Origin of the sequence: Pseudomonas sp. 10(2024) (genome assembly GCF_045164175.1) — a bacterium.
In the GTDB taxonomy this organism is placed as follows: Bacteria; Pseudomonadota; Gammaproteobacteria; order Pseudomonadales; family Pseudomonadaceae; genus Aquipseudomonas; species Aquipseudomonas alloputida.
Genome location: NZ_CP174006.1, coordinates 3,274,587 through 3,300,353, shown reverse-complemented (window position 1 = coordinate 3,300,353; position 25,767 = coordinate 3,274,587). Strand labels below are relative to the sequence as shown.

Sequence of the window (25,767 nt, the reverse complement as noted above, 5' to 3'; positions counted from 1 at the left end):
CACCATGGAGCTTACCCCGAGAGAGAAAGACAAACTGCTGCTGTTCACTGCCGCGCTGCTGGCGGAGCGGCGGCTGGCCCGTGGCCTGAAGCTCAACTACCCGGAGGCCGTGGCGCTGATCAGTGCCGCGGTGCTCGAAGGCGCCCGCGATGGCCGCACAGTCGCCGAACTGATGAGCCTGGGGCGTGAAGTGCTGACCCGTGAGCAGGTGATGCCCGGTATCGCTGAAATGCTTCACGACGTGCAGGTCGAGGCGACCTTCCCGGATGGCACCAAGTTGGTGACCGTGCATGACCCCATCGTCTGAAACCGCCAAGGAGCGTCGCATGATCCCAGGTGAAATCCAGGTCGCCGCGGGCGACATCGAGTTGAACAGTGGCCGAGAAACGGTCAGCGTCAGTGTGGCCAACCATGGCGACCGGCCGGTGCAGGTCGGCTCGCACTACCACTTCTATGAAGTCAACGACGCGCTGGTGTTCGACCGGGCGCCCACCCTGGGCTTTCGCCTGGACATCCCGGCCGGCACTGCCGTGCGCTTCGAGCCGGGTCAGGCGCGTACCGTGCAACTGGTGGCTTACGCCGGCAAGCGTGAGGTCTATGGTTTTCAGGGCAAGGTGATGGGCGCGCTGGAGGGCAGGGCATGAGCCGTATTTCCCGTCAGGCCTATGCCGACATGTTCGGGCCCACTGTTGGCGACCGCGTGCGCCTGGCCGACACTGCGCTGTGGGTGGAGGTCGAGAAAGACTTCACGATCTACGGCGAAGAGGTGAAGTTCGGCGGCGGCAAGGTCATTCGCGATGGCATGGGGCAGGGCCAGATGCTGGCGGCCGAGGCCATGGACCTGGTGTTGACCAATGCGCTGATCATCGACCACTGGGGCATCGTCAAGGCCGACATCGGCATCAAGCATGGACGCATCGCGGTGATCGGCAAGGCCGGCAACCCCGATGTGCAGCCGGGCGTGAACGTGCCGGTCGGGCCAGGGACCGAGGTGATCGCGGCCGAGGGCAAGATCGTCACCGCCGGTGGTGTCGATTCGCATATCCACTTCATTTGCCCACAGCAGGTGGACGAGGCATTGAACAGCGGTGTCACCACGTTCATCGGCGGTGGAACCGGGCCGGCCACTGGCACCAATGCCACCACCTGCACGCCCGGCCCCTGGTACCTTGCGCGCATGTTGCAGGCTGCCGACAGCTTGCCGATCAACATCGGGCTGCTGGGCAAGGGCAATGCCTCGCGGCCGGACGCGCTGCGCGAGCAGATTGCCGCAGGTGCTGTCGGGCTCAAGCTGCATGAAGACTGGGGCTCTACGCCAGCAGCCATCGATTGTTGCCTGGACGTGGCCGAGGAAATGGATATCCAGGTGGCGATTCACACCGACACCCTCAACGAGTCGGGCTGTATCGAAGACACGTTGGCGGCCATCGGCGACCGCACCATCCACACCTTCCATACCGAAGGTGCCGGTGGCGGCCATGCCCCGGACATCATCCGTGCGGCGGGGCAGGCCAACGTGCTGCCATCCTCGACCAACCCGACCCTGCCTTACACGATCAACACCGTGGACGAGCACCTGGACATGCTCATGGTCTGCCACCACCTGGACCCGAGCATCGCCGAGGACGTGGCCTTCGCCGAGTCGCGCATTCGCCGCGAAACCATCGCTGCCGAGGACATCCTCCACGACATGGGCGCCTTTGCCATGACCTCGTCCGACTCCCAGGCCATGGGCCGGGTTGGCGAGGTGGTGTTGCGCACCTGGCAGGTGGCGCACCAGATGAAGCTGCGTCGCGGGCCGCTGGCACCGGACACCCCGTACAGCGATAACTTTCGGGTCAAGCGCTACATCGCCAAGTACACCATCAACCCGGCACTCACCCATGGCATCGGTCACGAAGTGGGCTCGGTGGAGGTCGGCAAGCTGGCCGACCTGGTGCTGTGGTCGCCAGCGTTCTTTGCGGTCAAGCCGGCCCTGGTGCTCAAGGGCGGGATGATCGTCACCGCGCCCATGGGCGACATCAACGGCTCCATACCCACCCCCCAGCCGGTGCACTATCGGCCGATGTTTGGCGCGCTGGGCGCGGCGCGGCATGCCACACGCATGACATTCCTGCCCCAGGCGGCAATGGACCGCGGGCTGGCCGAGGAGCTGAACCTGCGCAGCCTGATTGGCGTGGTCAACGGTTGCCGGCGGGTACGCAAGCCGGACATGGTCCACAACACCCTGCAGCCGCTGATCGAAGTCGATGCGCAGACCTATCAGGTGCGTGCCGATGGCGAACTGCTGGTCTGCGAACCGGCCAGCGAATTGCCGCTGGCCCAGCGCTATTTCCTGTTCTGAGGAGCACAAATGATTGTCTTGAGCCGCCGTATCTCCGAACCCGGTACGCGGGTTGTCAGTGGCACTGTCACCCTTGACGTGGACAGCCGTATCAAGAGCCGCCTGCGAGTAACCCTGGATGATGGCCGCGAAGCCGGGCTGATGCTGGAGCGCGGCCACCTGCTGCGCGGAGGTGAACTGCTGGCCGATGCCGAGGGCACCCAGCTGATCCGCGTGCTGGCGGCGCCCGAGGCGGTGTCGACGGTGCGCTGTGCCGATCCACACCTGTTGGCCCGCGCCGCCTACCACCTGGGTAACCGCCATGTGCCGCTGCAGATCGAACCCGGGCTGTTGCGCTTCCAGCACGACCATGTGCTGGACGACATGCTGCGGGGGCTGGGCCTGACGGTAGAGGCCGAACAGGCCCCGTTCGAGCCTGAAGCGGGCGCTTACCAAAGTGCACCGCATGGCCACAGCCACAGTCATGCCCATGGCCACGATCACCCGTTCGTACGCCTGCCTGCCCATTCCTGAACTGCCCTGGAGCAACCGATGAAAAAGACTTTCGCCCTGTTTCTGTTGATGCTGGCACTGCCAGCCTTCGCCCATCCAGGCCATGACAGCAACCCGCTGCAGGACGGCCTGCTGCACCCGCTGACCGGGCTCGATCACCTGCTGATGCTGCTGGGCACCGGCGTGCTCGCCGCGTTGACCCGGCGCAACCTGACGTTGCCTCTGGCGACCCTGGCGGCCATGTTCGGAGGGGCCGTGTGCGGTCACCTGTTCGGCGATGTGCTGGGCATGGAGACCCTGATTGCCGTGTCGCTGCTGGTGGCTGCCGGGGCGGTGCTGCTGCCGAGCCGCCAGTTGCTGCTGGCCATGGCCATGCCGGTGTTCGCCCTGTTCCATGGCTGGGCCCATGGCGTAGAAGCCACCCCGAGCGCTTTCTGGCAATTCAGCGCAGGGTTTGTCGCGGTCAGCGGCTTGCTGCTGGCGGCGGGCTTTGCAGTCGGTTGCCTGCTGCGCCGTCACAGCGGCCTGCAGAAGGCCTTTGGCGGTGGCCTGTTGGCCGGCGCCGCGCTGGTACTGGCCGGTTGATGAACAGCGACCTGGCGCTGCTGCGCCTGCTGCAGTTGGCCAGCCCCGGCTTGCCGGTGGGTGGTTTTACCTATTCGCAAGGCCTGGAGTGGGCGGTCGAGGCCGGCTGGGTTCGGGGCGTGGACAGTTTTGCCGGCTGGCAGCGTGAGCAGGTTCACGACACCCTGGCCTGCCTCGACTGGCCGGTGCTGGCGCGTCTGTACCACGCCTGCCAGGCTGAGGACGCCGAAGCGTTCGGTCACTGGAGCCGGTTCTTGCTGGCCAACCGCGAAACCGCCGAGCTGCGCCTGGAAGAACAGCAGCGCGGCGCAGCGCTGGCGCGGTTGCTCGACGGCTGGCAACTGGGCCAGGCACCGGCCTGGCGCTCCAGCCTTGAGCTGACCCAGTTGGGCGGTATGGCCTGGCTGGCTGCACACTGGGCCATCCCGCTGCGCCAGCTGGCATTGGGCCATGGCTTTGCCTGGCTGGAGGGCGCGGTCATGGCCGGGGTCAAACTGGTGCCGTTCGGCCAGCAGGCTGCCCAGACCTTGCTGCGCGACCTTGGCGCCGACTTGCCCGCTGCATTGGACCAGGCGCTGGTCCTGGGCGATGACCAGCTCGGCGGCGGCCTGCCGCTGCTGGCCATCGCTTCATCGCGTCACGAAACCCAATACACCCGTTTGTTCCGTTCCTGAGGACTGCCTGCATGCAAAGCTATCAACAACCCCTGCGCGTCGGTGTCGGCGGCCCGGTCGGCTCTGGCAAGACCGCACTGCTGGAAGCGCTGTGCAAGGCCATGCGCGATCACTACCAGATCGCCGTGGTTACCAACGACATCTACACCAAGGAAGACCAGCGCATCCTCACCGAGGCCGGCGCCCTCGAGCCGGAGCGCATCGTTGGCGTGGAGACCGGCGGCTGCCCGCACACGGCCATTCGTGAAGACGCCTCGATGAACCTGGCGGCGGTCGAAGCGCTGGCGCGCAAGTTCGGTAATCTTGAAGTCATTTTCGTGGAAAGCGGCGGTGACAACCTCAGCGCCACCTTCAGCCCGGAGCTGGCTGACTTGACCATTTACGTGATCGACGTGGCTGAGGGCGAGAAGATCCCGCGCAAGGGCGGCCCAGGCATTACCAAGTCCGACTTCCTGGTGATCAACAAGACCGACCTGGCGCCTTATGTAGGGGCGTCACTGGAGGTGATGGAGCGCGACACCCAGCGCATGCGGCCGCAGCGGCCCTGGACCTTCAGCAACCTGAAGAAGGGCGAGGGGTTGCAGGCGGTGATCGACTTTATCGTCGAGCGCGGGATGCTGGGGGTGCGAGGCTGACGGATCGAGGTCTCTGTGCGGGCATGTCCGTGAAGAAACCAACGCGGTGGATGGCACCGGCTCTGCCGGTGTTCGCGGGTGAACCCGCTCCTACGACGGGCTGTGTCCACCCCCCCGTTTGTGTCCACCACCGATCGGTGTAGGAGCGGGTTTACCCGCGAATACGGTAGCGGCCGCAACAGTGAACGGCGGGTGGAAATTGGCCAGCAGGGCCGGCCCTTTCGCGGGTGAACCCGCTCCTACGACGGGCTGTGTCCACCCCCCCGTGTGGGTCCACACCGGTGTAGGAGCGGGTTTACCCGCGAATACGGTAGCGGCCGCAACAGTGAACGGCGGGTGGAAATTGGCCAGCAGGGCCGGCCTCTTCGCGGGTAAACCCGCTCCTACGGGGCGACCGCGCAGGCCGTCAATGTTGAGCAGGACAGTTGCCCCCCCCACAGGTGTGCGTGTTGCCAGCATCATCTGTGACAGCAGTGAGGCTTGTCCGGTTGACCTTCATAGCGGTCATGGTGCCGCACCCAGTCCATGGTCCCACCTTCGTTGCGCCCCAGTGGCGCAATGTCGAGGAAGTTGTAGGTGTTGACCAGAATGTCCAGCCCGCGGGCGTAGGTTGAGTAGGTGTGGTACACGCTGCCGTCGCCTTCGCGGAAAAACGCACTCAAGCCGGGCAGCTCGCTTTCATTGCCCTCATACGGCTCATAGTTGTACTGCCGCTGGCCTTCGCTGCCGACACTGACGCCAAAGTCCTCGTTGAAGTCGCTGCCATGCGACGAATACCACGGGAACTGCCAGCCCATGCGCCGGCGAAATGCCTGGAATTCGGCATACGGCGCCCGTGACACCGCCACCAGCGACACATCGTGGTGGGCCAGGTGCAGATTGGCGCCGTCAAAGTGGTCGGCCAGAAAAGAGCAGCCGGGGCAGCCCTCGCTCCAGCCTTCGGCGAACATGAAGTGGTAAAGCAACAACTGGCTGCGGCCTGCGAACAGGTCGGCCAGGTTCAACGCGCCGTTTGGCCCGAAGAAGCGGTAATCCTGCTCGACCTTTACCCAAGGCAGGGCGCGACGGGCTGCAGCTAGCGCGTCGCGGTGGTGGGTAAATGCTTTTTCGTGCAGCCACAGTTGCTGGCGAGCCGCCAGCCACTGGCTGCGGGAAACCACCGGGTGCCTGCTTTCGCGTGTGCTCATGGTGCTGTCTCCTCGCTGGGGGATTCACACCTTGGTCGAGTACGACCAGGTCGATTCGACAAGCACCGGTGGCCGGGCGATGAGCGGTATCTGCTCAGCCCGATTGGGCAATATGCCCCTCGGCCCGTTCATCGGCGCCGTCATCCTCACCAGGCAGGGCGGTGATCACGCTGAAGTCGCTGACTTCTACCTTGCCGCCGCCATAGCCCAGCAAGTGGAAGGAAAACGCCTTGCGCTCGGTCGGGTTGTCGAAGCTGAACTCCATCTCCAGTGGCGCGTCGGCGGTGACCTTTACCTCTTCGGGCAGGCCCAGCGGCACGTCCTGTTCCAACTGCTTGGCCTTGAGCCGGATGTAGGCCGCGCGTTTGGGGTCCAGCGAGCGGACCTTGACCCGCACGCGGGTGTGCGAGCCTCCGGGCATTTCCAGATACTGGGCGCCAATGAGGTTGTCGGCCCAGTCATCGTCAATGCGCTTGCGCAACTTGATCGGCGAAGGGCCGCCGAACTGGTAACGCAGGTTGAGCGGGGTTTGCAGCAAGGACTGGTCGAGCACTACGGCCAAGGCGCCGATCTGTTGGCCCAGCAGGCTGTCGGCCGGACCGAGGTAGCGGGCCTGGTCGGCGATGAAGCCTTCACTGGCATAACGCCGGCAGCGCTGCTGGAAGTCACATTCGGTGAACAGGCCCTGGCCGTTGTGGTAGCGCAGCATGCCGTTGGTGTAGGAGATCATCTCGCGGCCGCTGTCGTAGTCGCGGTACAGCGAGCGACCGCCAAGCGCGACGGGAATGGGCAGTGCGAAGTAGTCGAGCAGCGAGGTGGCCAGGTCGATATGGCCGTAAGTGCCGCGCTTGATGGTTGGCAGCTGGGCCTGCTCCGGCGCCAGGGTAAGGTTGAAGCCCCAGGAGGAGGCCAGGCGCACGCCATCGATGCCGTGGGACTCGTCGGAAGTCAGCACCACCAGTGTGTCCTTGAGGACGCCCTGGCGCTCAAGATTGTCAAGAAATGCCCCGACTGCGTCATCCAGGTAGGCGACCGCTGCCTGTTTCGGTGTGGCGTAGCGCTCGAGGTACTCGGCTGGCGCCGAATAGGGCTGGTGGGTACCCACGGTGAGCAGCGTCAGCATCCATGGCTTGTCCTGCTTCTGCAACTGGCCCACATAGCCCAGGGCGCCTTCGAAGAAAGCGCGGTCATCCTTGCCCCATGGGAAGTGCAGGTAGTTCTTGTTGCTGAACCACTCCTGGCCATGCACCGCATCGAAACCGATGTGCGGCATGATGCGGTCCTTGGCCATGAAGCGCAGGCCTGCGCCTTGCAGGTAGTGGGTGGTGAAACCGGCCTGGCGCAATTGTGCCGGCAGACAGGCCTGGTTGCGTTGGTTCTGGGTCAGCAGTTCCACGCCCTTGGGCGTGCCGTTGGCCAGTTTGTCGTAATCGCCGCACAGCATCGCATACAGGCCACGGATGGTCTGGTGGGTGTGCAGCACGTAGTCTGGGGTGTTCATGCCGCGCTCGGCCCACTTGCTGAGCTTGGGCATCAAGTCCTCATTGAAGCGGCTGTTTAGCGCCTGGCGGTTAGGTCGCAGGTAGGCGCCCGGGATGCCTTCCATTGTGATCACCAGCAAGTTGCGGGCGCTTCCCGGGCCGGCAAGCAGCCTTTGCCCATGCAGGTCGGATTGAGTCAGGCCGCTGCTGGCGAGCGGTGTGAAGGTTTGTGTGCGGCCCATCCAGCCTTCGACCTGGCGTTGCAGGTTACCGACCCCGGCAGACATCAACTGGTGGGGGAGGTTGTATTGCCGCCACTGGTCGGCATCGGATGGTAGCAACTGCTGGCTGCCCCAATGCGCGCCGAACAGCAGTACGGGTATGGCCCAGGCTTTGCGCGGCAGTGGCTGGCTACACCGTGCACGGCTGCGCCACGCACAGGCCAGCCAGGCCAGCAGGCCGCCACCCAGGGCCCAGGGCAGCCAGGCATGGGCCAGGCCGCCACCGGTTGAATTCTCCATGAATTGCGGGTCGGTCAGGTAGTTAAGGTCGGCGCTGGTGGGCAGTCGACCCACCGCGCTCACCAGTTCGGCCGAGGCCACCCAAAGCGCCGCCCAGGCTAGCAGCACCGGCAGCGCCAGCCACCACGGCCTGCGGTGTAGCAGCACGATCAACAGGCTGCCAAGGGCGAGGTCGGACAGGTAGCCGAACGGGTTGGACCAACCCAGCATGGCGCGTGTACCCAGTGGGATCACCAGTACCAGGGCAGCCAAAGTGGCAAGCCGGGTGCTTGGGTGGTCGGACAGGTTCTTCACAAAAACTTCCCTTTTGCCATTAAATCGTCATGCATCTGTGCTTGATGATATCAGGCCAGGGCAGGGAAGGCGGCCGGTTACAAGGCTTGTAACCAAAGCCGGGCCCGTTCGCACAGGCCCGGCCGATGGCAACTATCAGAAGTAATAAGGGAATTTCAGGCTGAAAGAAAAGTCAGGTGCGTCATCGGTCAGACCAATGGACAGGTTGGGCACGATGGTCAGGTTGTCGGTGGCGGCGAAGGTCAGGCCAATATTGAAGTTGGCGGCGTTGTAGTCACTGTTGGAGATCGATTGCCAGTCGCCGCCATCAGGTTTGATCTTGCTCTTGCGGGCGAACTGGTCGGATACCGAGAACGACATACTCATCTTTTCGTTAAGGGCAAAGGCGATGCCCCCGCCGATCTGCCACGAGTCGCCAAGCTTGACGTCACCCGGCACCTTGCTGTTCACCTGCGGACTGATGTCGCTGAACGAGTCTTGCATGTTGTAGGTGTAGGACAGGCTGCCGAACAGCACGGCCGGGTCGAAGGTCTTGACCAGCGAGATGCCCGGTGTGATCGACCATACACCGTTGCCGGTCGGTAGGCTTTCCGGTACCGCGAGGTTGTTGTTGCCGTCCACCTCGCGCAGCTTGATGCCGTAGGGGTCTTTGCCGGTCGGTGCCTTGATGCGCAGGGTGGCCACTGCGTCAGGCCAGGTTTCGTCCTCGTCGAGGAATTTGTAGGCCACCCCGACGTTGATATCGCCGATTTCCGGGTCGCGGGTCACGCTGGCATCGGAAGTGGTTGCCCCGGCCCCCCCCGCACCACCGGACGAGTAGGTGGACTCGCGGTAAACCACGGGGACGTTGATATCGAACTGCCAGCGCTGCGCCAGGTTATAGCGGGCAGTCATGTCCAAGGTCCAGTTGTCAGCCTTGATCCGGTCGAGGTTGATGCTGCCGAGGAAGATCGAGTCCAGTGCCAGAAAGCCATTGAGGGTCAGCGCACGGGTATCGTAATGGGTATAGGTGAGGCCGGTTTCGAAGCTGAACTTGCCCCCGCCAAAGAATCCGCTGGCTTCGTCATACAGGTTGGAAACGCTTTGCGCCGGCTCGGAATCGGCTGTCAGCGCCTGGCCGTAGGAGCTCCCTGTAGTGCCCGGTGCGCCAGAGGCGACGGTCTGAGCACCTTTCACCCCCTCGGCCGGAGACTTGACCAAGCGTCTGGGTTGCGCGGCAGCAGGGGCCTCCTCGACCTGGCGCACACGTTGCTCCAGCACCATCAGTGCCTGTTGCTGTGCCTCATAGCGGCGTTTGAGTTCAATCAGTTCCTGTTTCAGCGCTTCGACCTGTGGGTCGGCGGCTGCGTAAAGTGCTGTGGCTGGGGCCAAGGCAGTCAAGCACACAAAAGCTCTGAGCGTAAAAGATCGGTACATGGAGTTGCCGTCCCTTCCAACTACTTTTGATGAGACTGAGCGTAGATCAGTATCCGAAGGTGCGAAGACCTTTGAGCTGGTCGAGGCTACCGTTGAGGGAAGCCGCTGTCGGCACGCTCTCGCGCATGACAACGTTCAAGGTGGTGACGTTGTTGACCAGGTTACCGTTGCCGAGCAGCGTCGAGTTCTGCAGCAGGCCACCCTGGGCCAGGCGTTGCACACTGCTGCCCTGGTTGTTGCTGGCATTGATGTTGAGCTGCACGCCCACACCGCTTGAGGACACACTGAGCGCGCCGGCGCCATTTTCCCCGACCAGGGTCTGGCCGGCGGCCAGTACCTGGCCTTGCTGTTGTGCAGCGGGGGCCTGGTTGGCTTTGGTCACGTTGATATCGACGTTGTTGTAAGCGGCGTTGTTATCACCGGCTGCACGGACCACCTGGGTCACACCTTCGGTGGTGGTCAGGCCGTTGCCGCCCGTTACCACGCCAGTCCCGGCAGCAGACGCGCTGCTCGGTGCCGTACCTGCGCCTTTTTTGTCAATCATCGAGACATAGAACTGGGGTTTGATGGTCGATTGCTGAACTTGCAGCGTGGACGTTGCCCCGATCACATCCCCTTTTGCATTTTGCCAGGTGCTGGACATGACAATGCCGAAGCTCACGATTCGTCCGGGCATCACATAGCGGCCCCGCAGGTTGGCCAGCTCCTGATCCTTCAGTTCGATGGGTTTGAATGCCTCTGCGTGACTGGGCAAGCTGGCTGCCAGACAGGCCATGGCCAACCACAATGAAGTCTTCATGAAATGCTCCCTGGAGCCTCATGCTCCTTGTCATTAGAACAGTCGTTAGAAGAAGTCGCTTCTGATGAAGCCGAAGTCCAGCAGCTCTGCGTCCTGCACGGGGGTGAAGTTGTTCACCCGGCCCTTGGCGGTCAGTGGCAGGGGCGGGTCGAGCAGGATGTTGTTCTTGTCGTAACCCTGGCCGATCACCGCGAAGATGATGCCGTTCCAGCCCTTGAGGAAATCGTCGACCTTGTATCGTTTGTGGCCCAGCACCGGATCACCGATGTACACCCAACCTTTGTCGACTTTCTGCATGACCACGAAGTGCTTGTAGCCGCGCACATCCATCAGCACCACGACAGGAATGCGTACGCTGTTCAGGGTTTCGGGCGCCACCCGGTAACCGCGGGCACGCATCCCGAGGCTTTCGACGTAGCGCTTCATGTCGAGCATCGAGAAGCCTTGCGTGCGCACAAGGTCCTGGTCGGCGTGGGCCAGCATGCCTTCGATGATCTGATGTTCGTCCACATCCAGCCAGTAGGCCTGGCGCAGGATGGTCGCCAGCGCGGCGGCGCCGCAGCTGAAGTCGGTCTTTTGTTGCACCAGGTCGGCGAACTTGCGTTCGCGCAAGCTCTGGATCGGTTTGAACACCACGGCGCCGCCCGGCAGGACGGACAGCGGCATTTGTGCAGCTTCGCTCACGCTGGCCAGGCACAGCAAAAACGCCAAGGCGAAAATACGCATGATCGGGTGCCTTACGGTGTGTTGAAGAAAGGCCCCCCGAAGGGGGCCTCAAGCACAGCGGTCAGAACGAGGTGTTGGAGATGGCCAGCGAGTTGCTTTGCTGGTTGCCCACACCGGCTGCTACGTTCACGCCCAGGTTGCCGCTGCCACCGTTCACCGAACCGCTAAGGGTTGCAGTGTTGGTGACTGGGTTGGCCCAGCCGGTCGGGGTCAGCACTTGGAAGGACACAGTATTGCTCAAGTCGTAAGCGCTGCTTTCGCTGTAGCTCTTCGAAATGTCGTTCGAGGATTCTTTCGAATGCTCGCCAGACTTCGAGAACTCAGACGCCGAAGCATTCTCGTACGAAGAGTCGTGAGACTTGTTGTACGAAGACTCTTTGGACTTGTCGTACGACGACTGATGCGACTTGTCGTAGTTGGAGTCGAATGCTTTCTCGAACGACGAGTCGTATGCACTTTCGTGCGACTTGTCGATCGACGCATCCAGCGACGCACTCAGCGAGCCATCGAAGGAGCTGGAGTCGGTACGCTCGTAACGGCCATAGTCGGTGGTACGGGTACGCGAGGCGCTAACGTCAGCGTCCAGCGAAGCTGCCAGGCTGGCGCTGCTCGACGCGCTGTGGCTGCCGCTGGCAGAGCCACTGGCACCCCAGCCGAACGAGCCACTTGCGCTCGAGTTGTGGGAGCCGCTGGCACTGCTGGATTGCGAGCCGCTGGAGTCCCAGCCACTGGAGCCGCTGGAGCTGGCGCTATGCGCACCGGCGAGGCTGAAGCTCGAAGACGAGCTGCGGTCGTCGGTCGAGTTGAAGCTGCCTTCCTTCGAGCTTGAACCGCTGGCCGACTTGGTGATGGTAATCGTATCCACCCGGTAGGTGCGGTCGGCGCTGTTGTTTACAACCAGGCCTGGGCCGTCCTGATTGGCCGAAGCCGTGGCAGTGGCGTTGCCCAGCGGCGCACCGGTGTTGGCGATGGCCATGGTGTTTTTCTGCTGGTTGAGGTCGCCACCGGCAACGTTGATGCCGATGTTGCCCTCAGCCCCGCTGGCTGAGCCGCTCATCACCGCCGAAGACTGGGTCGAATAGTTGTCGACCCGGTTGTTTCTGCTGGTTTGCACGACGTCAGCCGTGGCACTCGCCATGCCGAACACGAAGCTGTTGTCCAGGCTCGAGTCGGAGCCTGCGTTGGCAATGGCAGCGGCGTTGTCTTGCTGGTTGCCGTTACCGGCCGCCACGTTTATCCCAACGTTGCCGCTGGAGCCGGTGCCAGAGTCACTCATCTCGGCTTCGTTGATGGTGCCTTGATTGGAGATGCGATTGCGAGTGCTGGTTTGGGTATCCCAGGCATTGGCCGTTGCATACACAGGGATCTTGGTGGGTGGAGGCTTGTGATGACCATTGTTATGGTGGCCGTTATGGTGGTCATTACGCCGATCATTTTGCCCAGCTTGTACAGCAACAGCCATGACCGCAGCAATTGCGAAAACCAGAGGCTTGATTGCCATCGAGGGTTTCATGGTGATTCTCCGTACGCTATTAGGTTAAGTGTCGTTCTTAACTGCAGGGTCAATCCGCGACCCGGATGCTCAAGGTGTTGGCCATTCGGTTTCCCACCCCGGCACTCTGGTTCAACTGGATCACCCCTCGGCTACCGGTGAAGGCCTGGTCACTGGTAGTGACCTGGCGATAGCCTGCTGGAATGTCAGTTGCTCCTGAGTTGTTGATCAGCGCCACGTTCTGTTGCATGAGGACGCTGTCGTCGATGCTTTGCGGTTGTGCACCAATGCTGATGCTCAGTGCGTTGGCTTGCTGGGTGTTGGCACCTGCGCTCTGGTTGACGCCCAGGGCGCCGCTGCCGTTGCTGAAAGCGTTGCCCTGGATGGTCGAGCGGGCGTCCATCGCGGGGTCGGCGGGCGTGTCGAGCCGTTGTCGGATCTGGGTGCTTGCATTGGCTTCGGGGCCGACGGCGATGGCGCGCGCATTGACCTGCTGCTGTTTGTCACCAGCGGCCTGGTTGACAGAGAGGTTGCCCTGATAGCGGCTGCCGGAGCTGTCGATATCGGCGTTGTTGATGACCGGAACCAGGGATTGCGCAAAGGCCGGTGCAGTGCAAAGGGCGGCCAGCATCAGCAGTGTGCGCTTCATCTCACTTGCCCCCGCCGGTCAGAATCTGCAGTGGCGCGAGGCCTCGCTGCACGCTTGAGTTGACCATGTTCGAGATACCGTTACCCGACCCCGTGCCGCGTCCGCCCGCCAAGTTGGGAAGTTGGTTCTGGTTGCCGAGGTTGCCACCCAGGTTGTTGGTCTGCTGGGTGACCAGGTTGCTGATGCCTGCGCCACTGCTGATGCTGGCGAAATCGCCATCGCTCAGCTCGTTGGTTTGCTTGAGCACGTGGGCAGAAGGGTTGGCATTGACGGTGGTAGGGCTCGGGTCTGGAATCAGCGGCGGGATGGTCGCGTTGCGCACCTGCACATCGCGCTTGATGATGATGATCCCCTTGTCCGCCTGAGCCGTCAGGCTGAGTGACCCCAGTACACAACCCACCAGTAATAGGTGATAGAGGCGTTTGTCACGTTTCCTCACGACGGCAACTCCTTCTTTGAGCGCTGGGCCTGTTCAGCGATGCGAACGACAGAGCAGAAGGTGTGCCGCTTTTTAGAATACGTTTCAGATCAGATAGTTAGGGCAAGAGGCTGACAAAATGCGGCGCATGCTGTCTCAGGCTTGAAACAGCTTGCCCTGCGCGTTGCCGGCAAAGTCAGCTGTGGCCTTGATGGGAAGGGTTTTTGCAAGTGTGTTTCACGGGCTTGACACTGCCCCCAGGACAGGGGGAAGCCCCGCAATTTCGGGGGCTTTGCCCCACCGGGGTGTGTCAGTGGTTTAACACTCGGTTGGGCATGATGGCGCATCGCTACCAAGCAGCATAGCAACCGATTGCAGGGCCAGCAATTGGCGTTGCGGCCAATTGCCATCAAGTATTTGGTGCGGTTGGTTGTGTCGCCTCAGCCACGCCTGGCTGTCGTCGAAAAAGCGCTGACGATCACTGAGGTCGGGTTGGCAACGCTGCCCATCGGCAATCCAGTCCACCCCTTGCGGGCTGAGCAACAGGTGCAGGTCGTAACGCCGTGCCAGCAGTGCCTCTTCCAGCCAGGTTGGGCAGTCGTCGAACAGTGCGTGGCTCCAGAGCATGTTGCTTAGCAGGTGGGTGTCCAGAATTAGCAGCGGGGGCGCCTGCTCACGTGCACGGTCCTCCCATGCCAGTTGTCCGCGGGCGATGGCGGGAATATCGGCGTAGCAGGTGTCACGGCATTGCTGGTCGATGAAATGGCGCACGTATTCGCCCACCACCACGCCACCAAAATGTGCCTGGATCACCCCGCTGAGCCAGCTTTTGCCACTGGATTCTGGGCCGCACAGTACCAGTACTTTCATTGCTTGCGGCGCACTCATGGCTGTACCAACGCCGGGTCGCGCCGCCATTCCAGCCAGCCGCGTACAGCAATCAGGGTGAGCACGGCGAAGAAGCCGGCGGTGAAATACAACTGCTGATGCAGGTATTGGCCCACATAGATGATGTCGACCACGACCCACAGTGGCCAGCACTGCAGGCGTTTCTGCGCCATCCACAGTTGCGCGACCAGGCTGAATCCGGTCAGGGTGGCGTCCAGCCAGGGCAGGGCGGCATCGGTCCAGTTGGCCATGGCCGCGCCCAGGGCGGCGCTCAGCAGCACGCCGGCGGCCAGGCCGGTGAGCAGTGCCGGGCGTGGCAGACGGGAGACCTGACGGGCGTCTTCAGCGTGGTCGGGGCGCTTCCATTGCCACCAGCCGTACAGTTGCAGGATGGCGTAGGCCACTTGCAGCAACATGCCCGAGTACAGCTTTACTTCGTAGAACAGCCAGCCATAGATCAGCACCATGACCAGGCCGATCGGCCAGCACCAGGCGTTCTGCTTGACCGTGAGCCAGACAGCGGTAACGCCGAGGAGGGCGGCAATGAGTTCAAGGCCGGACATCGGCGATCCTTGGAGGCTACGGGGAAGGGGCGAGATTGTAGCGGGTCGGCCGGTGAAGGTGTAGGGCGCAGCGGTGGGATACCCGGTTGTAGGAGCGGGTTTACCCGCGAACACCGGCAGCGCCGGTGCCATCCACCGCGTTGCTTCCTTCGCGGGCATGCCCGCTCCCACAGGTGCAGCGCAAGCTTCAAGGTCACTCGATACCTGCTGGAGCAGGCCTGCCCGCTCCCACCAAGGGCTTGTTCTCAGACCCGGAACTGCCGCAACAACTGCTCCAACTCTTCGCTCAACCGCCCCAATGCCACCCCGGCATCGCTGGACTGACGCGCCGCATCGGCGGTCTGCTGCGACAACCCGGCAGTATCCAGCACATTGCGGTTGATCTCTTCGACCACATGCGACTGCTGCAAGGTGGCGCTGGCAATGGAGGCGTTCAATGCGGTGAGGTTGTTCAGCACCTGGTTGATGGCGTCCAGGCTGGCGCCGGCCTCGCGGGCTTGTTCGACAGTCTGGCGCGATGCCTCGCTGCTGGTGTCTATGGCCTTGACCGCAGCGTCCGACTGACTCTGCAGGTGCTCGATCATGGTATGAATCTCGGCCGTCGATTGTGCTGTACGCTGGGCCAACAGTCGCACCTCGTCGGCGACCACGGCAAAGCCCCGGCCTTGCTCGCCAGCCCGTGCCGCCTCGATGGCGGCATTCAGCGCCAGCAGGTTGGTCTGTTCGGCAATGGAACGAATCACGTCCAGCACGCCGCCGATGCGCGTGCTGTGGCCGGCCAGGTCGCGGATTACCTGTACGGCCTCATCGATGGTCAGCGACAGGCGATCGATCTGCGCCAGGCTGCCGTGGATGGCCTGCTGGCCGTGCGTCACCTGTTGTTGTGCCGTACGCATTTCTCCCGCGGCCTGTTCAGCGGTCTTGGCCACGTCCTGCACGGCGTAGGTCACCTCATTGACTGCAGTGGCCACCTGGTCCATCTGTAACGATTGCTGGGCACTACGCTGTTGTGCGGCACCTGCATTGTCACCGACGTGCCCGGCGGACTGGGCCAATGCGTGGGCCGCGCCTTGCAGTTGGCCGACGACACCTTGCAGTTTGCCGTTGAAACGGTTGAAGTGCTCGCCAAGGTGGGTGATCTCGTCGCGGCCATGGGTGTCCAGGCGCCGGGTCAGGTCGCTTTCGCCGCTGGCGATGTTACCCATTGCCTGCACCGCTTCCTGCAGCGGGCGGGCGATGCTGCGGGCAATCAGCATGACCACCAGCGCCATCAGCAGGGCAATGCCCACGCCAACCAGCGAAGCGTCGCGTAACTGGCGAGCGAATTCGGCCTGCACGTCATCGACGTACACGCCCGAACCGATGATCCAGCCCCACGGCTTGAACAGCTGAATATACGAGGTCTTGGCTACCGGCTCACTGGCGCCGGGCTTGGGCCAGCGATAGTTGACCGGGCCGGCGTCCTGCTGGCGGGCGAGGGCGACCATTTCGTTGAACACGGCGAAACCATCGGGGTCGCGGATGGCGGAAAGGTCCTGGCCGTCGAGCTTGGGGTTGGCCGGATGCATGATCATCTTTGGCCCCAGGTCGTTGATCCAGAAATAGTCGTCATGGTCGTAGCGCAGCGCGCGCACTACCTTCAGCGCCTGTTGCTGGGCGGCTTCGCGGCTGAGCGTGCCGGCAGCTTCCAGGCCTTGGTAATAGGCCAACACACCCGCGGCGGTCTGCACCACGTGGCGGGTTTTCTCCGCCTTGGCCTGGTACAGGTCACCATGGATCTGCCGCAGCATCAGCAGGCCCAGTACCACCAGCATGGCCACCGCCACCACAAGGATCAGCCACAGGCGCCGACTGATTGACATCGATCTAAGAGTGTTCATCCATCAGCTCCCGCATTGTTCTTTTTATTGAGGTGCATCGAAGCATGCTTTGCAGCGAGCCCCCACTCGACTAATGGCTAAGTGCTATGTTGGTGATAGTCTGCAACGGGTCAGGTAAAGCGATTGCCAAGGGGCTCTGTCAGGATTTCGGCCGCGCAAGATGAAACCTTTAACAGGCGTGAACTTTTCTACTGGCGTTGCGCCCAACAGTCGCTGTAAAACAGCCGGGCCGTGTAAGGCAATTTCAAGCAAATCAAGAACAAGGGGCCTGCGACAAGCAGCGCTCCATCCGGGGGAATGATGGATTTTTGGACTGCCTTCCAGGCAATCATCTTAGGCGTGGTCGAAGGGCTGACGGAGTTTTTGCCGATCTCCAGTACCGGTCACCAGATTATCGTCGCCGACCTGATCGGTTTTGGCGGCGAACGGGCCATGGCTTTCAACATCATCATTCAGCTGGCGGCGATCCTGGCGGTGGTGTGGGAGTTTCGCAGCAAGATTTTCGAAGTGGTCTTCGGCCTGACCCACCAGCCCAAGGCGCGCCGCTTCACGGGCAACCTGCTGCTGGCGTTCATGCCGGCGGTGGTCCTGGGTGTGCTGTTCGCCGACCTTATTCACGAATACCTGTTCAACCCCGTCACCGTGGCGGCGGCTTTGGTGGTGGGTGGCGTCATCATGCTCTGGGCCGAGCGCCGTGAGCACCGCGTGGAGGTGGACCATGTGGACGACATGCGCTGGAGCCATGCGCTGAAAATAGGCTTCATCCAGTGCCTGGCGATGATCCCGGGCACGTCGCGCTCCGGTTCGACCATTATCGGTGGCCTGCTGTTCGGCCTGTCGCGCAAGGCAGCGACCGAGTTCTCGTTCTTCCTGGCAATGCCGACCATGGTCGGTGCGGCGGTATATTCGGGCTACAAATACCGTGACTTGTTCCAGCCCGGCGATCTGCCGGTGTTCGCGCTCGGCTTCGTGACCTCGTTCATCTTCGCCATGATTGCCGTACGGGCGTTGCTCAAGTTCATTGCCAACCATAGCTACGCGGCATTTGCCTGGTATCGCATTGTGTTCGGCCTGTTCATTCTGGCGACCTGGCAGTTCGGTTGGGTCGACTGGTCCACGGCACATGGCTGAGGCGCTGCGTGGGCAACGGGCTGAAGGCGTGCGCAACGTGCGCCTGAAGCTGCTGCTGTTGGGCGTGCTTTGCCTGTTGCCCGGCCTGGGGGCGGCGCGCATGGCCTGGAACGATCAGGCCTGGTGGCCGTTGGCGTTGTACCCGGCCATGAGCCTGATCAGCCTGTTGCTGTATTGGCAGGACAAGCAGCAGGCACGTAACCAGGCCTGGCGTACCCCCGAGAAAGTGCTGCATGCCAGTGAGCTGCTCGGTGGTTGGCCGGGGGCGCTGTTGGCGCAGCAGCTGTTTCGGCACAAGACCCGCAAGGTGTCGTTCCAGGTGGTGTGCTGGGGGATTGTGCTGCTGCACCAGGTGTTCTGGGCAGACTGGCTGTTTCTTGACGGGCGTTATCTGCCCCTTGGCTGATGTGCAGTTGTACCGGCCTCTTCACGGCTAGTGCCGTGAAAGGGCCGGCTCAGCTGGATCACATGACCAACCCCACCTGCAACCGCTTTGGCAACCGACGCACTACCAACTGGTGCGACCGCTGCAACACCTCACACAGTTCATCACGCCCCATGGGGTAGGGCGGCGCCATGCTGACCCACCGCGCCCGCGCCAGGTACGGCGCCGGCCGTATCCCGGGTCGATCGCAATAACCCAGAAACAGCTCGTCGGCTACCTTGAACGACAACCCGGCACCCGCCAGGTCGAGCACCGCGAACATCTTGTTTTCTGCCACCGAAAACACTCGGATGCCGCCCCATTTGTAGTCTTCCCGCGCACCCGGCAGGCTTAGGCAAAATGCCGCTACCTGGGCTTCGCTCATCTTCCGTTCAGACATACCGCTCTCCACAAGCCTCGAATGACGCCGCCAGGTGATCGATCCACACCCGGACCGCAGGCAGCAGGCCACGCCGGTGTGGGTAAACCGCCTGCAGGTAGCCACCCGGCAGCGACCAGTCTGGCAGCAGGCGCACCAGTTCGCCGCGTTCCAGTTCCTCTTCACAGAACATGCTGGGCAGCGCAGTGAACCCCAGGCCGGCACGTACAGCAGCGTTACGTACTACGAAATCATCGATCGCCAAGCGTGGCTCCAGCGCTATTTCCTGCTGTTTGCCATGGGGGCCGAACAGGCGGAAGTGTACCAACCGGTCTGCTTCGGCTGCGCCCAGTACGGGCAATGATGCCAACTCGCCTGGTTCGCGAATGTGGTCGGCAAAACCGGGTGCGGCCACCAGTTGCATTTGCGCCTGGCGCAGGCGGCGGGTCACCAGGGCCGGGTCTTCGTCGCCCAGGTCGCGTACGCGCAACGCCACATCAATGCCTTCGGAAATCAGGTCGACCCGGCGGTTGAGCAATACCATGTCCAGTTGCACCAGCGGGTACTGCTCGAGAAAGCGGCTGATCACATCCGGCAGGAAGGCGTGTGCCAGTGCCACTGGGCACGATACCCGTAAACGCCCGCGCGGCTCACTGCTCATGCTGGCCACGGTTTCGTCGGCGGCTTCGGCCTCCAGCAACATGGCCTGGCAATGATGCAAATAACGTTCACCTACTGCGGTGAGCTTGAGTTGCCGGGTGGTGCGCTGCAACAGGCGTGTGCCCAGGCGCTCTTCAAGCTCGGCGATACGCCGCGACAGGCGCGACTTGGGGATGCCCAGCTGGCGCCCGGCGGCGGCGAATCCGCTGGCTTCGACGACGCGCGCGAAGTAGAAGAGGTGACCTGTTTTCCTAGAGAAACCATTGATCAAAACTGATATTTCCTTTATAGATCAACGGGATAGAAGGATTTTGCTTTTGACGAATGATCAAAATCAGGACTTTGAGCAGGCTCATTGATTGAGATTAGGATAGCCGAGGAGGAGAGGCTGGTGGAGCTCTCCAAATGCTGAAAGCAACGCATTGGCTAAGGACGCAACATCACCTTTTACAGAGGCCGGTCACCACAGCGATCGAACGCATGTGCCAGGTGATCCAACCAAGCCCTGACAGCCGGCAACACTCCACGCCTGTGCGGGTAGACCGCCTGGAGCCACGCAGGGGCGCAATGCCAATCAGGAAGCATGCGAACAAGCTCTCCGCTGGCCAGTTCGCTCTCACAGTGCATTAACGGCAAAACCGTGAAGCCCAGACCACCCAGCGCCGCTTCCTTACGCATGATGAAGTCTTCGACACCCAAACGGGCAGGCATAGCGATCTCGTACCGCTCGCCGGCCTGGTTGAACAAGCGCATTCTGGCCAGCCGGTCAGAGTCTAAAGCCCCCAGGAAGGGCAGAGCCATGAGTTCTTTGGGGTGACAAACAGGGTGGGCGGCAAGGAAATCTGGAGAAGCCACAACCTCCGTACGAGCCTCACGCAAGCGCTTGGTGACGAGATTTGGCTCTTCATCTTCGGCTTCGCGAACGCGCAGCGCGACATCGATACCTTCATTGATCAAGTCGACTCGGCGATTGACCAATAGCAGATCGAGCTGGACTTGTGGGTACCGGGTGAGGAAATCACGAACCAGTGGATTTAAGAATTGATTCGCCAAACCGACCGGGCTACTCACCCGTAGTGGACCCCGTGGCTCACTGGTTGCGCTGGCAACCACTTCATCGGCTTGCTCAGCTTCCAAGAGCATTGCCTGGCAGTGGCGCAGGTACCGTTCACCTAAAGCAGTGAGCTGCAACTTGCGTGTTGTGCGTTGAAGGAGGCGAGCGTTGAGCCGCTCCTCCAATTCCGCGATACGGCGGGATAACCTTGACTTTGGGATGCCAAGCAGGCGGCCTGCCGCAGCGAAACCACCAGCCTCCACGACCTTCGCGAAATAGAAGAGGTCATTCAAATTTCGGGGTTCACCAATAGCCACTTTCGGACGACCTTAGGACATAGGGAGCTAGGCATGCAGGGCATGCATTATGCCTGAGTCGTCCTAGGCCTGTATCCGTTCACAATCGGGGTATGAAGGTCAGCCACGCCGCTGGGCTCTGAGTCATGACACTTGTACGCTGAGCTTCACGACTTCTTCAGGCGATTGCTGACGGTTTGCCGTGAAATCCCCAGCCTCCTAGCCACCTCGGCCTGGCTATAGCCTTGATCGACGAGCTCTTTGATTTGCTCTCTCAACTCCCGGGATGCCGCGACATTTGGGTGTGGCGTCTTCGACGGCAGCGCCGGTATCTCGCTGCAGAGCAAACCCGTGGACTCAGGGTCTTTTACAAGGTGATCCAAAACCTGTTGCGGCGTCTGTCCGCGCTCTGCAGCGTAAGCGACCGTCAGCAAGGTCAAAGGATCCACTCCCAGTGCTTTCGCCAGCTCTTGGCTAACGTCTAGCGTCACAGATCGAGCACCCGCTTCGAGACGACTAATGTAGCTAGGGTCGATGGCCTCTGCCAAATCCTGCTGCGATTACTCGCGGCGGGTACGAAGCAATTGCAAGGCTGCGGCAAAGTTTTCCGGACAGTCCACCTCTGATGTCTAGATCAGATGACCTTTGACTTCCTCCGTCCCTTGATCTGAAGAGCTGACCCTATGGCCTTTGGGCTGTTCCCATAAGAAAAACCTAAAGGTGCGATTCTGACGGGGAGTGGAAAGAAAATCTCTCGAGAGTACCAACACATCAACGTGTAGCACTAATAACGTCCACAGGGCATTTGCGTGACGCTAATGCCCGGAGCGCCCTGTTTCCGAGGAGTGCCAGTAGAGGCCCATGAAGCCTCGAAAGAGCCTATGAGCAGTTGTGAGAAGTAAGGCGCCATACCCCCTGCGGCTGAGCCTTTCTAAGCTAATACGTCCCCCGGTGCAGATTAGCGCCGGTCTAGGGGGCTGATGTCGCCAATCCCGATTCAAGAGCTTCAAGTATCAGTTATCGCCGCTGTCGGGCTGCTGGCCTGCGCAGGGATTTCCCGCAAGCCCGGAGATTCTCGTACCGTTCGACGTGATATGGCATCACCCAGCCGGGTGTCAACTACCCTTAGCTTAGGGATACGTCCGAGGCCATCTTTCAGGATGTTTAGCCCACGTGGAGTCACCCGCTTCTGCTTGTAGGCCAGAGGGCATTACCAGCAATCAGCAAGCAGCAACCCACCTCCCCCCAACACTCCATACGAGAGGATAAGCCATGGCAGATGATTCCAGCTCAAACAAACCTAGCGGTACGGCTAATCTGGTGACCCATTACACCCAGTACAGCGATCTTGAGAAAGAGTATGACCCTGATGTCGCAGCAGGCCTGATGAAGAAGGCTTTGGAGCGTCAGGGGCTGCAGCAGAGCGGGGAGGGGGTTAAAGCGTGGGCGGCCATCAACAATGCGATCGTTACTAAGCCGGTAGACCTCGCCCAGGAGGTTGCTCAGGGTAGCGCTAAGGCTGATGCCGTGGTGCAAGGCCTTTTCAGTTCTGAGCTGGCGGCTGTAGATGCGTCAGCGGGTAATCAGTCTCAGATTTCCAGCGAAGAGATGGACACCGACGATTACGATTTTGAAAATTGCGATGCAGAGGCCGATGAAGAGGGTCAAGAAGACCCTCGACCTTCTCTAAGTGAAATTTATAACATGGACAGTGAGGAAGATGCACAAGACGAGGCGTATGACGACATGCTCAAGCTCATCGAAAAGCCATAGCGCCATAGTATCTGGAGGCTCCTTCTTGGTGTTACATGTAGTGGAAGTGAATCATTGTCCAGTCTTGCATGTGCATTGCAATCCACTGGTTGGAGCTCATCAATATGAGGCCCAACCAGCCTCCCTCACTTCGAGGCGGAAAGAAATCCATTAGTTATAAAGAATTTTGAAATCAAATCCCTGATGACCTCGCGATTCTCAAACGCCTGCTCGATCGAGTACCCCGCCTTCAGTACCTGATTTACTGCCTGATTTTCCACCTGCCTTACGAAGGCCTTAGTTCTTTCCTTGTCAAGACGCAGCTCCGGTAGTGGTTTCCCAGGATTCTCGTACACGAGTCCTTGCATAATGCCGCAAATGCAACTGCCAAATCCTTGGGCGTAAACGTGGGATGTGGTTCTCAGATGCTTCGCTAGCAGTTCGCTAAAGTAGCTAATGTCATCCTCACCAAGCAAGGCGCGAAGCTGACCAAAATCAACGTGGATGCCAATGTTTGGATCTTGGCACTCAAACATTGACTGGTATTCTTCAATCGTCCGCTTGCAGGGTGACAGCGCAACGTATGATTCTTTGCAATGTGCTACCGGCTCATCACAGAGCTGATCGGCGCCCTTACTCGCCTCGTCAACGGATGGGAAAAGAGCCGCAGTGATCGGTCGCATGATATGCCAGGCCTCGTTGTCATCCACATTCATCTCGACGCTCAAGAACCCCCGGAAAGCCTTCAGATCTTTCCAGCTCGTGAAGGCTGTGATGGGCTCTTTGGTGATCGAGAGGAAGGCATTGAAGGCATACAGGCTTCCCCATATACCCACCTGGGCACAGGTGGCATCGACCTTATGCTTGACGGTCTCTTCATTCAGCACGCCTAAGCGACGAAGAGTGCTCCTGTCATGAAGCTTGATTTGCGTGAGAGTGATCATTCTGACTGATACCTCGTGTTCACGGTGAGGCGGGCTAGATGTCCGTGGATGAACTCAGGGTAGCATGGGTTTTTGATTGTGCTTCCTGCGCGAAAGTTAAGGTGGGAGGTGCGGTTTTCAATATATCAGTAAATCGTCGATCGTAACTTTTGCTCGTTGGATATTTCTGTGTGGTGTTGAGCAAAGATATAGCTGTATAAGCAAGGTTATTTGTGGGGGTAGATGCCTGCGTGGAGAATGGCAAGGTGCCAGTAAGTTTGGCGAGCTTAGTAGGCTATAAAATTGCCGTTAACAGCTTTGGGGCGTAACTCAAGTTTTCCAGCAGGCGGGTCGAATTCCAAAGGAGAGATTATGTTGGCAGGAGTTGCGGCGGTGAAAATATTTTGTGCCAACTTGCCGCTCGGAAGGCGCTTGCTGACTCATTGCAAGCGCCATCCTCGCCTCCCATTTTGAACGCTCAAAACGCCGTCTCTCTGACTGTTGCTTAATCGAGAGCCAGCATCTCACCAACTGCCGAAGCCGAAGCCGATGACTGTCGACTGTCGACTGTCGTTAGTGAATGTGCTATGAAATATTAAGGACAACTAGGTCAGCTGGGTTATACGGCACCAAAGACCGTTTCATGGCTAACTGCGATGGAATGATCTCGCGAGCAAAAATGCTCGATAGCTGACTGAAGTCGAACATTAGGCGAGGGTCGTGAGTTTTACGAAACGCTCCTACTATCGAGAGCACCGATCCCGGGTCTTTAAGACTTGAAATCCATGCCGGATCTAATGCGTTAAACATTTGGCTAGCTGAGCAGTATGCTTTGGAGTACGAATCGCCCTGGTAACCAAATTCGATGTATATGGCGTCCGGGATCCACTCCTGGAATGCCCTGTCAACCTTATAGCCTTCAGGCGAATAACAATCTGGAATTGAGCAAAAGTTAATCAAAGCAGAAATGGCACAGGCGATGTCTTCATTCGTATAGGGGAGATTTCGCATACCGTTCCATGCTTGACGAGCCGTAGATCTCAGCAACGCCTCGTCGACTTCCTCGGGAAGCCCGGTAAAGATCCACTCTACTGCTTGGGCTCGAAGCCCTCGTTGAGTGTTCAGTGCCCCTCTTATCGAATGTTTCACCTGATCGGCAAGACTGGGGGCTGTGGCCCCGTTACGAAGGGGCAAAGGCATATGGCGGCCAACGGTCGAATAAAATTGTTCGTTTGGATTTACTCGCCATGGTTCGAGTGCCTCGTCGCTCCATTGCGCGGTGGGGCTCAGCGGAGCGACGAATGAATCTGAGTCGTAGGTTTCGGGCGTCTCGACATAGATATTGCGGAACAGGCTTTGCTTTCCTTGCTCTTCTGCTATGGCACGGAGCATGGCATGGTTCTCTATGCGTCGCTCATTGAAGAAATACGTGTCGAGTGTTTGCTCCAAGGCGCTCTTGTGTGAAGGGTATATCTGTTCGCGCGATGGGAAGGCTGGAGCACCACTCCAAGGGAATACGATTCTATCCATGTCGTAAATCTGATACCATGGATGATTCGCGAACAAGAAGTGACCGTGCTGTGATTCCAGCCTCCAAAGATTAGGGACGTTAACCGTCACTGGCTCTGCAATAAATGCTATTCCTTCAACCGAAGGGGGCAGATGACTATAAAATTCTTTAAGGTCTGAAGTATCTAGGCAGTAGATAACGCAATTGCCAGGCTCCTCGGGTGGAGATTGAGTGTCAGATGCAAAGAAGCCTGCAATTGTAGGTTCGGTGCTAAAGTCAATATAGTTCGTAGGGAATCCATAATGCTGAAGCACAGCGAATAGAGAATCGACGTGCTCTTCCTCTGCAAGATAAGCGAGAGCTGGCTGCTCGATCACCCAGTTCGTGAACCTCAGCAGCTTCTCATCAAGCTGAGATTTAGCGACCGGGTCGTGAAGTACTTTGCGCTCCAGCGACGAACTTGGCATCCACTCGCGGAGCTGTCCTCGAAACCAATCGTAGCGTCCTTCGGCTTTGAAACTCTCAGCAAGCGCAACTGCGTCTTCTACGTTCGCTGCTTTAAATACTGTCATCGATGATATCCATATATCAAAT

At 60.3% G+C, this 25,767-nt stretch carries 26 protein-coding genes and 3 pseudogenes; 10 read left to right on the top strand and 19 right to left on the bottom strand.

Going from position 1 to position 25,767, the window contains the following annotated elements; all coding sequences use genetic code 11:
* The first annotated feature begins 4 nt into the window (after positions 1-4).
* The 7 genes from ACI7M0_RS14925 to ureG are packed head-to-tail and all read left to right on the top strand — an operon-like array spanning position 5 to position 4,730.
* A complete protein-coding gene (locus ACI7M0_RS14925) occupies positions 5-307 on the top strand; it encodes an urease subunit gamma (RefSeq protein WP_003253929.1) in 303 nt (100 codons plus the stop codon).
* Between the two features lie 19 nt (positions 308-326).
* Positions 327-644 (top strand): urease subunit beta, encoded by a 318-nt coding sequence (locus ACI7M0_RS14920; protein ID WP_010953752.1) that lies wholly within the window; start codon positions 327-329, stop codon positions 642-644.
* On the top strand, positions 641-2,344 hold the full coding sequence (ureC, locus tag ACI7M0_RS14915; protein WP_129932670.1) for an urease subunit alpha: 1,704 nt from the start codon (positions 641-643) through the stop codon (positions 2,342-2,344). The genes ACI7M0_RS14920 and ureC overlap by 4 nt, the downstream gene beginning before the upstream one ends.
* 9 nt (positions 2,345-2,353) lie before the next feature.
* Positions 2,354-2,857, top strand: a complete 504-nt coding sequence (gene ureE, locus ACI7M0_RS14910; protein ID WP_003253926.1) for an urease accessory protein UreE — start codon at positions 2,354-2,356, stop codon at positions 2,855-2,857.
* 18 nt (positions 2,858-2,875) lie between these two features.
* Positions 2,876-3,421 (top strand): HupE/UreJ family protein, encoded by a 546-nt coding sequence (locus ACI7M0_RS14905; RefSeq protein WP_064493089.1) that lies wholly within the window; start codon positions 2,876-2,878, stop codon positions 3,419-3,421.
* Positions 3,421-4,095 (top strand): urease accessory protein UreF, encoded by a 675-nt coding sequence (locus tag ACI7M0_RS14900; RefSeq protein ID WP_129932669.1) that lies wholly within the window; start codon positions 3,421-3,423, stop codon positions 4,093-4,095. Before ACI7M0_RS14905 ends, ACI7M0_RS14900 begins: the two co-directional genes overlap by 1 nt.
* A gap of 11 nt (positions 4,096-4,106) precedes the next feature.
* The gene (gene ureG / locus ACI7M0_RS14895) at positions 4,107-4,730 is read left to right on the top strand and encodes an urease accessory protein UreG (protein ID WP_010953755.1); all 624 of its coding nucleotides are present in this window, start codon (positions 4,107-4,109) and stop codon (positions 4,728-4,730) included.
* Positions 4,731-5,188: 458 nt separating this feature from the next.
* Here ureG and ACI7M0_RS14890 read toward each other — a convergent pair whose 3' ends face one another.
* From ACI7M0_RS14890 to mcpP (ACI7M0_RS14835), 12 genes and pseudogenes are all read right to left on the bottom strand, one after another.
* Positions 5,189-5,917, bottom strand: coding sequence for a thioredoxin family protein (locus tag ACI7M0_RS14890; RefSeq protein ID WP_129932668.1), 729 nt, complete (start codon positions 5,915-5,917; stop codon positions 5,189-5,191).
* Between the two features lie 94 nt (positions 5,918-6,011).
* Positions 6,012-8,213, bottom strand: coding sequence for an LTA synthase family protein (locus ACI7M0_RS14885; protein ID WP_129932667.1), 2,202 nt, complete (start codon positions 8,211-8,213; stop codon positions 6,012-6,014).
* A gap of 135 nt (positions 8,214-8,348) precedes the next feature.
* Positions 8,349-9,629 carry a hypothetical protein gene (locus ACI7M0_RS14880; RefSeq protein ID WP_129932666.1) on the bottom strand — a complete coding sequence of 427 codons (1,281 nt, stop codon included), beginning with the start codon at positions 9,627-9,629 and terminating at the stop codon, positions 8,349-8,351.
* A gap of 46 nt (positions 9,630-9,675) precedes the next feature.
* The gene (locus tag ACI7M0_RS14875; protein ID WP_104961862.1) at positions 9,676-10,428 is read right to left on the bottom strand and encodes a hypothetical protein; all 753 of its coding nucleotides are present in this window, start codon (positions 10,426-10,428) and stop codon (positions 9,676-9,678) included.
* Positions 10,429-10,473: 45 nt separating this feature from the next.
* On the bottom strand, positions 10,474-11,154 hold the full coding sequence (locus tag ACI7M0_RS14870) for a C39 family peptidase (protein ID WP_104961861.1): 681 nt from the start codon (positions 11,152-11,154) through the stop codon (positions 10,474-10,476).
* Between the two features lie 61 nt (positions 11,155-11,215).
* A complete protein-coding gene (locus ACI7M0_RS14865) occupies positions 11,216-12,667 on the bottom strand; it encodes a heme utilization protein (RefSeq protein WP_129932665.1) in 1,452 nt (483 codons plus the stop codon).
* Positions 12,668-12,716: 49 nt separating this feature from the next.
* Positions 12,717-13,295: a hypothetical protein gene (locus tag ACI7M0_RS14860; RefSeq protein WP_010953763.1), complete on the bottom strand. Its 579-nt coding sequence runs from the start codon at positions 13,293-13,295 to the stop codon at positions 12,717-12,719.
* 1 nt (position 13,296) lies between these two features.
* Positions 13,297-13,734, bottom strand: coding sequence for a hypothetical protein (locus ACI7M0_RS14855; RefSeq protein ID WP_014591274.1), 438 nt, complete (start codon positions 13,732-13,734; stop codon positions 13,297-13,299).
* Positions 13,735-14,031: 297 nt separating this feature from the next.
* Entirely contained in the window at positions 14,032-14,601 is a 570-nt protein-coding gene (locus ACI7M0_RS14850) for an AAA family ATPase (RefSeq protein ID WP_064491055.1), read from the bottom strand.
* The gene (pnuC, locus tag ACI7M0_RS14845; protein WP_129932664.1) at positions 14,598-15,164 is read right to left on the bottom strand and encodes a nicotinamide riboside transporter PnuC; all 567 of its coding nucleotides are present in this window, start codon (positions 15,162-15,164) and stop codon (positions 14,598-14,600) included. Before pnuC ends, ACI7M0_RS14850 begins: the two co-directional genes overlap by 4 nt.
* Positions 15,165-15,409: 245 nt before the next feature.
* Positions 15,410-15,919, bottom strand: a pseudogene (gene mcpP, locus ACI7M0_RS14840) (methyl-accepting chemotaxis protein McpP); the annotation flags it as partial.
* A gap of 411 nt (positions 15,920-16,330) precedes the next feature.
* Positions 16,331-16,954 (bottom strand): annotated as a pseudogene (mcpP, locus tag ACI7M0_RS14835) (methyl-accepting chemotaxis protein McpP); the annotation flags it as partial.
* 390 nt (positions 16,955-17,344) lie between these two features.
* On the opposite strand from mcpP (ACI7M0_RS14835), the gene ACI7M0_RS14830 reads away from it, so the two are divergent.
* Both ACI7M0_RS14830 and ACI7M0_RS14825 read left to right on the top strand, forming a co-directional pair.
* A complete protein-coding gene (locus tag ACI7M0_RS14830) occupies positions 17,345-18,175 on the top strand; it encodes an undecaprenyl-diphosphate phosphatase (protein WP_003253910.1) in 831 nt (276 codons plus the stop codon).
* On the top strand, positions 18,168-18,581 hold the full coding sequence (locus ACI7M0_RS14825) for a DUF1294 domain-containing protein (protein WP_064491057.1): 414 nt from the start codon (positions 18,168-18,170) through the stop codon (positions 18,579-18,581). Before ACI7M0_RS14830 ends, ACI7M0_RS14825 begins: the two co-directional genes overlap by 8 nt.
* A 58-nt stretch (positions 18,582-18,639) precedes the next feature.
* Here the strand turns inward: ACI7M0_RS14825 and ACI7M0_RS14820 are convergent, their stop codons facing one another.
* The 5 genes and pseudogenes from ACI7M0_RS14820 to ACI7M0_RS14800 form a co-directional block, all read right to left on the bottom strand.
* Positions 18,640-18,999 carry an MmcQ/YjbR family DNA-binding protein gene (locus tag ACI7M0_RS14820; RefSeq protein WP_047605158.1) on the bottom strand — a complete coding sequence of 120 codons (360 nt, stop codon included), beginning with the start codon at positions 18,997-18,999 and terminating at the stop codon, positions 18,640-18,642.
* Positions 18,992-19,909 (bottom strand): LysR substrate-binding domain-containing protein, encoded by a 918-nt coding sequence (locus ACI7M0_RS14815; protein ID WP_129932662.1) that lies wholly within the window; start codon positions 19,907-19,909, stop codon positions 18,992-18,994. The genes ACI7M0_RS14820 and ACI7M0_RS14815 overlap by 8 nt, the downstream gene beginning before the upstream one ends.
* 176 nt (positions 19,910-20,085) lie before the next feature.
* Positions 20,086-21,009 (bottom strand): LysR substrate-binding domain-containing protein, encoded by a 924-nt coding sequence (locus tag ACI7M0_RS14810; protein WP_129932661.1) that lies wholly within the window; start codon positions 21,007-21,009, stop codon positions 20,086-20,088.
* A 146-nt stretch (positions 21,010-21,155) separates the two neighbouring features.
* Positions 21,156-21,428: a helix-turn-helix domain-containing protein gene (locus ACI7M0_RS14805; protein WP_227697309.1), complete on the bottom strand. Its 273-nt coding sequence runs from the start codon at positions 21,426-21,428 to the stop codon at positions 21,156-21,158.
* Positions 21,429-21,437: 9 nt separating this feature from the next.
* Positions 21,438-21,536: pseudogene (locus ACI7M0_RS14800) on the bottom strand (helix-turn-helix domain-containing protein); the annotation flags it as partial.
* A gap of 724 nt (positions 21,537-22,260) precedes the next feature.
* Between ACI7M0_RS14800 and ACI7M0_RS14795 the strand changes: the two are divergent.
* Complete coding sequence (locus ACI7M0_RS14795; protein ID WP_129932660.1) at positions 22,261-22,761, top strand: hypothetical protein; 501 nt, start codon at positions 22,261-22,263, stop codon at positions 22,759-22,761.
* Positions 22,762-22,886: 125 nt separating this feature from the next.
* Here the strand turns inward: ACI7M0_RS14795 and ACI7M0_RS14790 are convergent, their stop codons facing one another.
* Positions 22,887-23,684, bottom strand: coding sequence for a hypothetical protein (locus ACI7M0_RS14790; protein WP_129932659.1), 798 nt, complete (start codon positions 23,682-23,684; stop codon positions 22,887-22,889).
* A gap of 564 nt (positions 23,685-24,248) precedes the next feature.
* On the bottom strand, positions 24,249-25,745 hold the full coding sequence (locus ACI7M0_RS14785) for an FRG domain-containing protein (protein WP_129932658.1): 1,497 nt from the start codon (positions 25,743-25,745) through the stop codon (positions 24,249-24,251).
* Positions 25,746-25,767: the final 22 nt, after the last annotated feature.

Excerpts from the sequence above, each read along its gene's own strand:
- ACI7M0_RS14925 (WP_003253929.1), top strand. The coding sequence starts at position 5 with ATGGAGCTTACCCCGAGAGAGAAAGACAAACTGCTGCTGTTCACTGCC.
- ACI7M0_RS14920 (WP_010953752.1), top strand. The coding sequence starts at position 327 with ATGATCCCAGGTGAAATCCAGGTCGCCGCGGGCGACATCGAGTTGAAC.
- ureC (WP_129932670.1), top strand. The coding sequence starts at position 641 with ATGAGCCGTATTTCCCGTCAGGCCTATGCCGACATGTTCGGGCCCACT.
- ureE (WP_003253926.1), top strand. The coding sequence starts at position 2,354 with ATGATTGTCTTGAGCCGCCGTATCTCCGAACCCGGTACGCGGGTTGTC.
- ACI7M0_RS14905 (WP_064493089.1), top strand. The coding sequence starts at position 2,876 with ATGAAAAAGACTTTCGCCCTGTTTCTGTTGATGCTGGCACTGCCAGCC.
- ACI7M0_RS14900 (WP_129932669.1), top strand. The coding sequence starts at position 3,421 with ATGAACAGCGACCTGGCGCTGCTGCGCCTGCTGCAGTTGGCCAGCCCC.
- ureG (WP_010953755.1), top strand. The coding sequence starts at position 4,107 with ATGCAAAGCTATCAACAACCCCTGCGCGTCGGTGTCGGCGGCCCGGTC.
- ACI7M0_RS14890 (WP_129932668.1), bottom strand. The coding sequence starts at position 5,917 with ATGAGCACACGCGAAAGCAGGCACCCGGTGGTTTCCCGCAGCCAGTGG.
- ACI7M0_RS14880 (WP_129932666.1), bottom strand. The coding sequence starts at position 9,629 with ATGTACCGATCTTTTACGCTCAGAGCTTTTGTGTGCTTGACTGCCTTG.
- ACI7M0_RS14875 (WP_104961862.1), bottom strand. The coding sequence starts at position 10,428 with ATGAAGACTTCATTGTGGTTGGCCATGGCCTGTCTGGCAGCCAGCTTG.
- ACI7M0_RS14870 (WP_104961861.1), bottom strand. The coding sequence starts at position 11,154 with ATGCGTATTTTCGCCTTGGCGTTTTTGCTGTGCCTGGCCAGCGTGAGC.
- ACI7M0_RS14865 (WP_129932665.1), bottom strand. The coding sequence starts at position 12,667 with ATGAAACCCTCGATGGCAATCAAGCCTCTGGTTTTCGCAATTGCTGCG.
- ACI7M0_RS14860 (WP_010953763.1), bottom strand. The coding sequence starts at position 13,295 with ATGAAGCGCACACTGCTGATGCTGGCCGCCCTTTGCACTGCACCGGCC.
- ACI7M0_RS14850 (WP_064491055.1), bottom strand. The coding sequence starts at position 14,601 with ATGAGTGCGCCGCAAGCAATGAAAGTACTGGTACTGTGCGGCCCAGAA.
- pnuC (WP_129932664.1), bottom strand. The coding sequence starts at position 15,164 with ATGTCCGGCCTTGAACTCATTGCCGCCCTCCTCGGCGTTACCGCTGTC.
- ACI7M0_RS14830 (WP_003253910.1), top strand. The coding sequence starts at position 17,345 with ATGGATTTTTGGACTGCCTTCCAGGCAATCATCTTAGGCGTGGTCGAA.
- ACI7M0_RS14825 (WP_064491057.1), top strand. The coding sequence starts at position 18,168 with ATGGCTGAGGCGCTGCGTGGGCAACGGGCTGAAGGCGTGCGCAACGTG.
- ACI7M0_RS14820 (WP_047605158.1), bottom strand. The coding sequence starts at position 18,999 with ATGTCTGAACGGAAGATGAGCGAAGCCCAGGTAGCGGCATTTTGCCTA.
- ACI7M0_RS14795 (WP_129932660.1), top strand. The coding sequence starts at position 22,261 with ATGGCAGATGATTCCAGCTCAAACAAACCTAGCGGTACGGCTAATCTG.
- ACI7M0_RS14790 (WP_129932659.1), bottom strand. The coding sequence starts at position 23,684 with ATGATCACTCTCACGCAAATCAAGCTTCATGACAGGAGCACTCTTCGT.
- ACI7M0_RS14785 (WP_129932658.1), bottom strand. The coding sequence starts at position 25,745 with ATGACAGTATTTAAAGCAGCGAACGTAGAAGACGCAGTTGCGCTTGCT.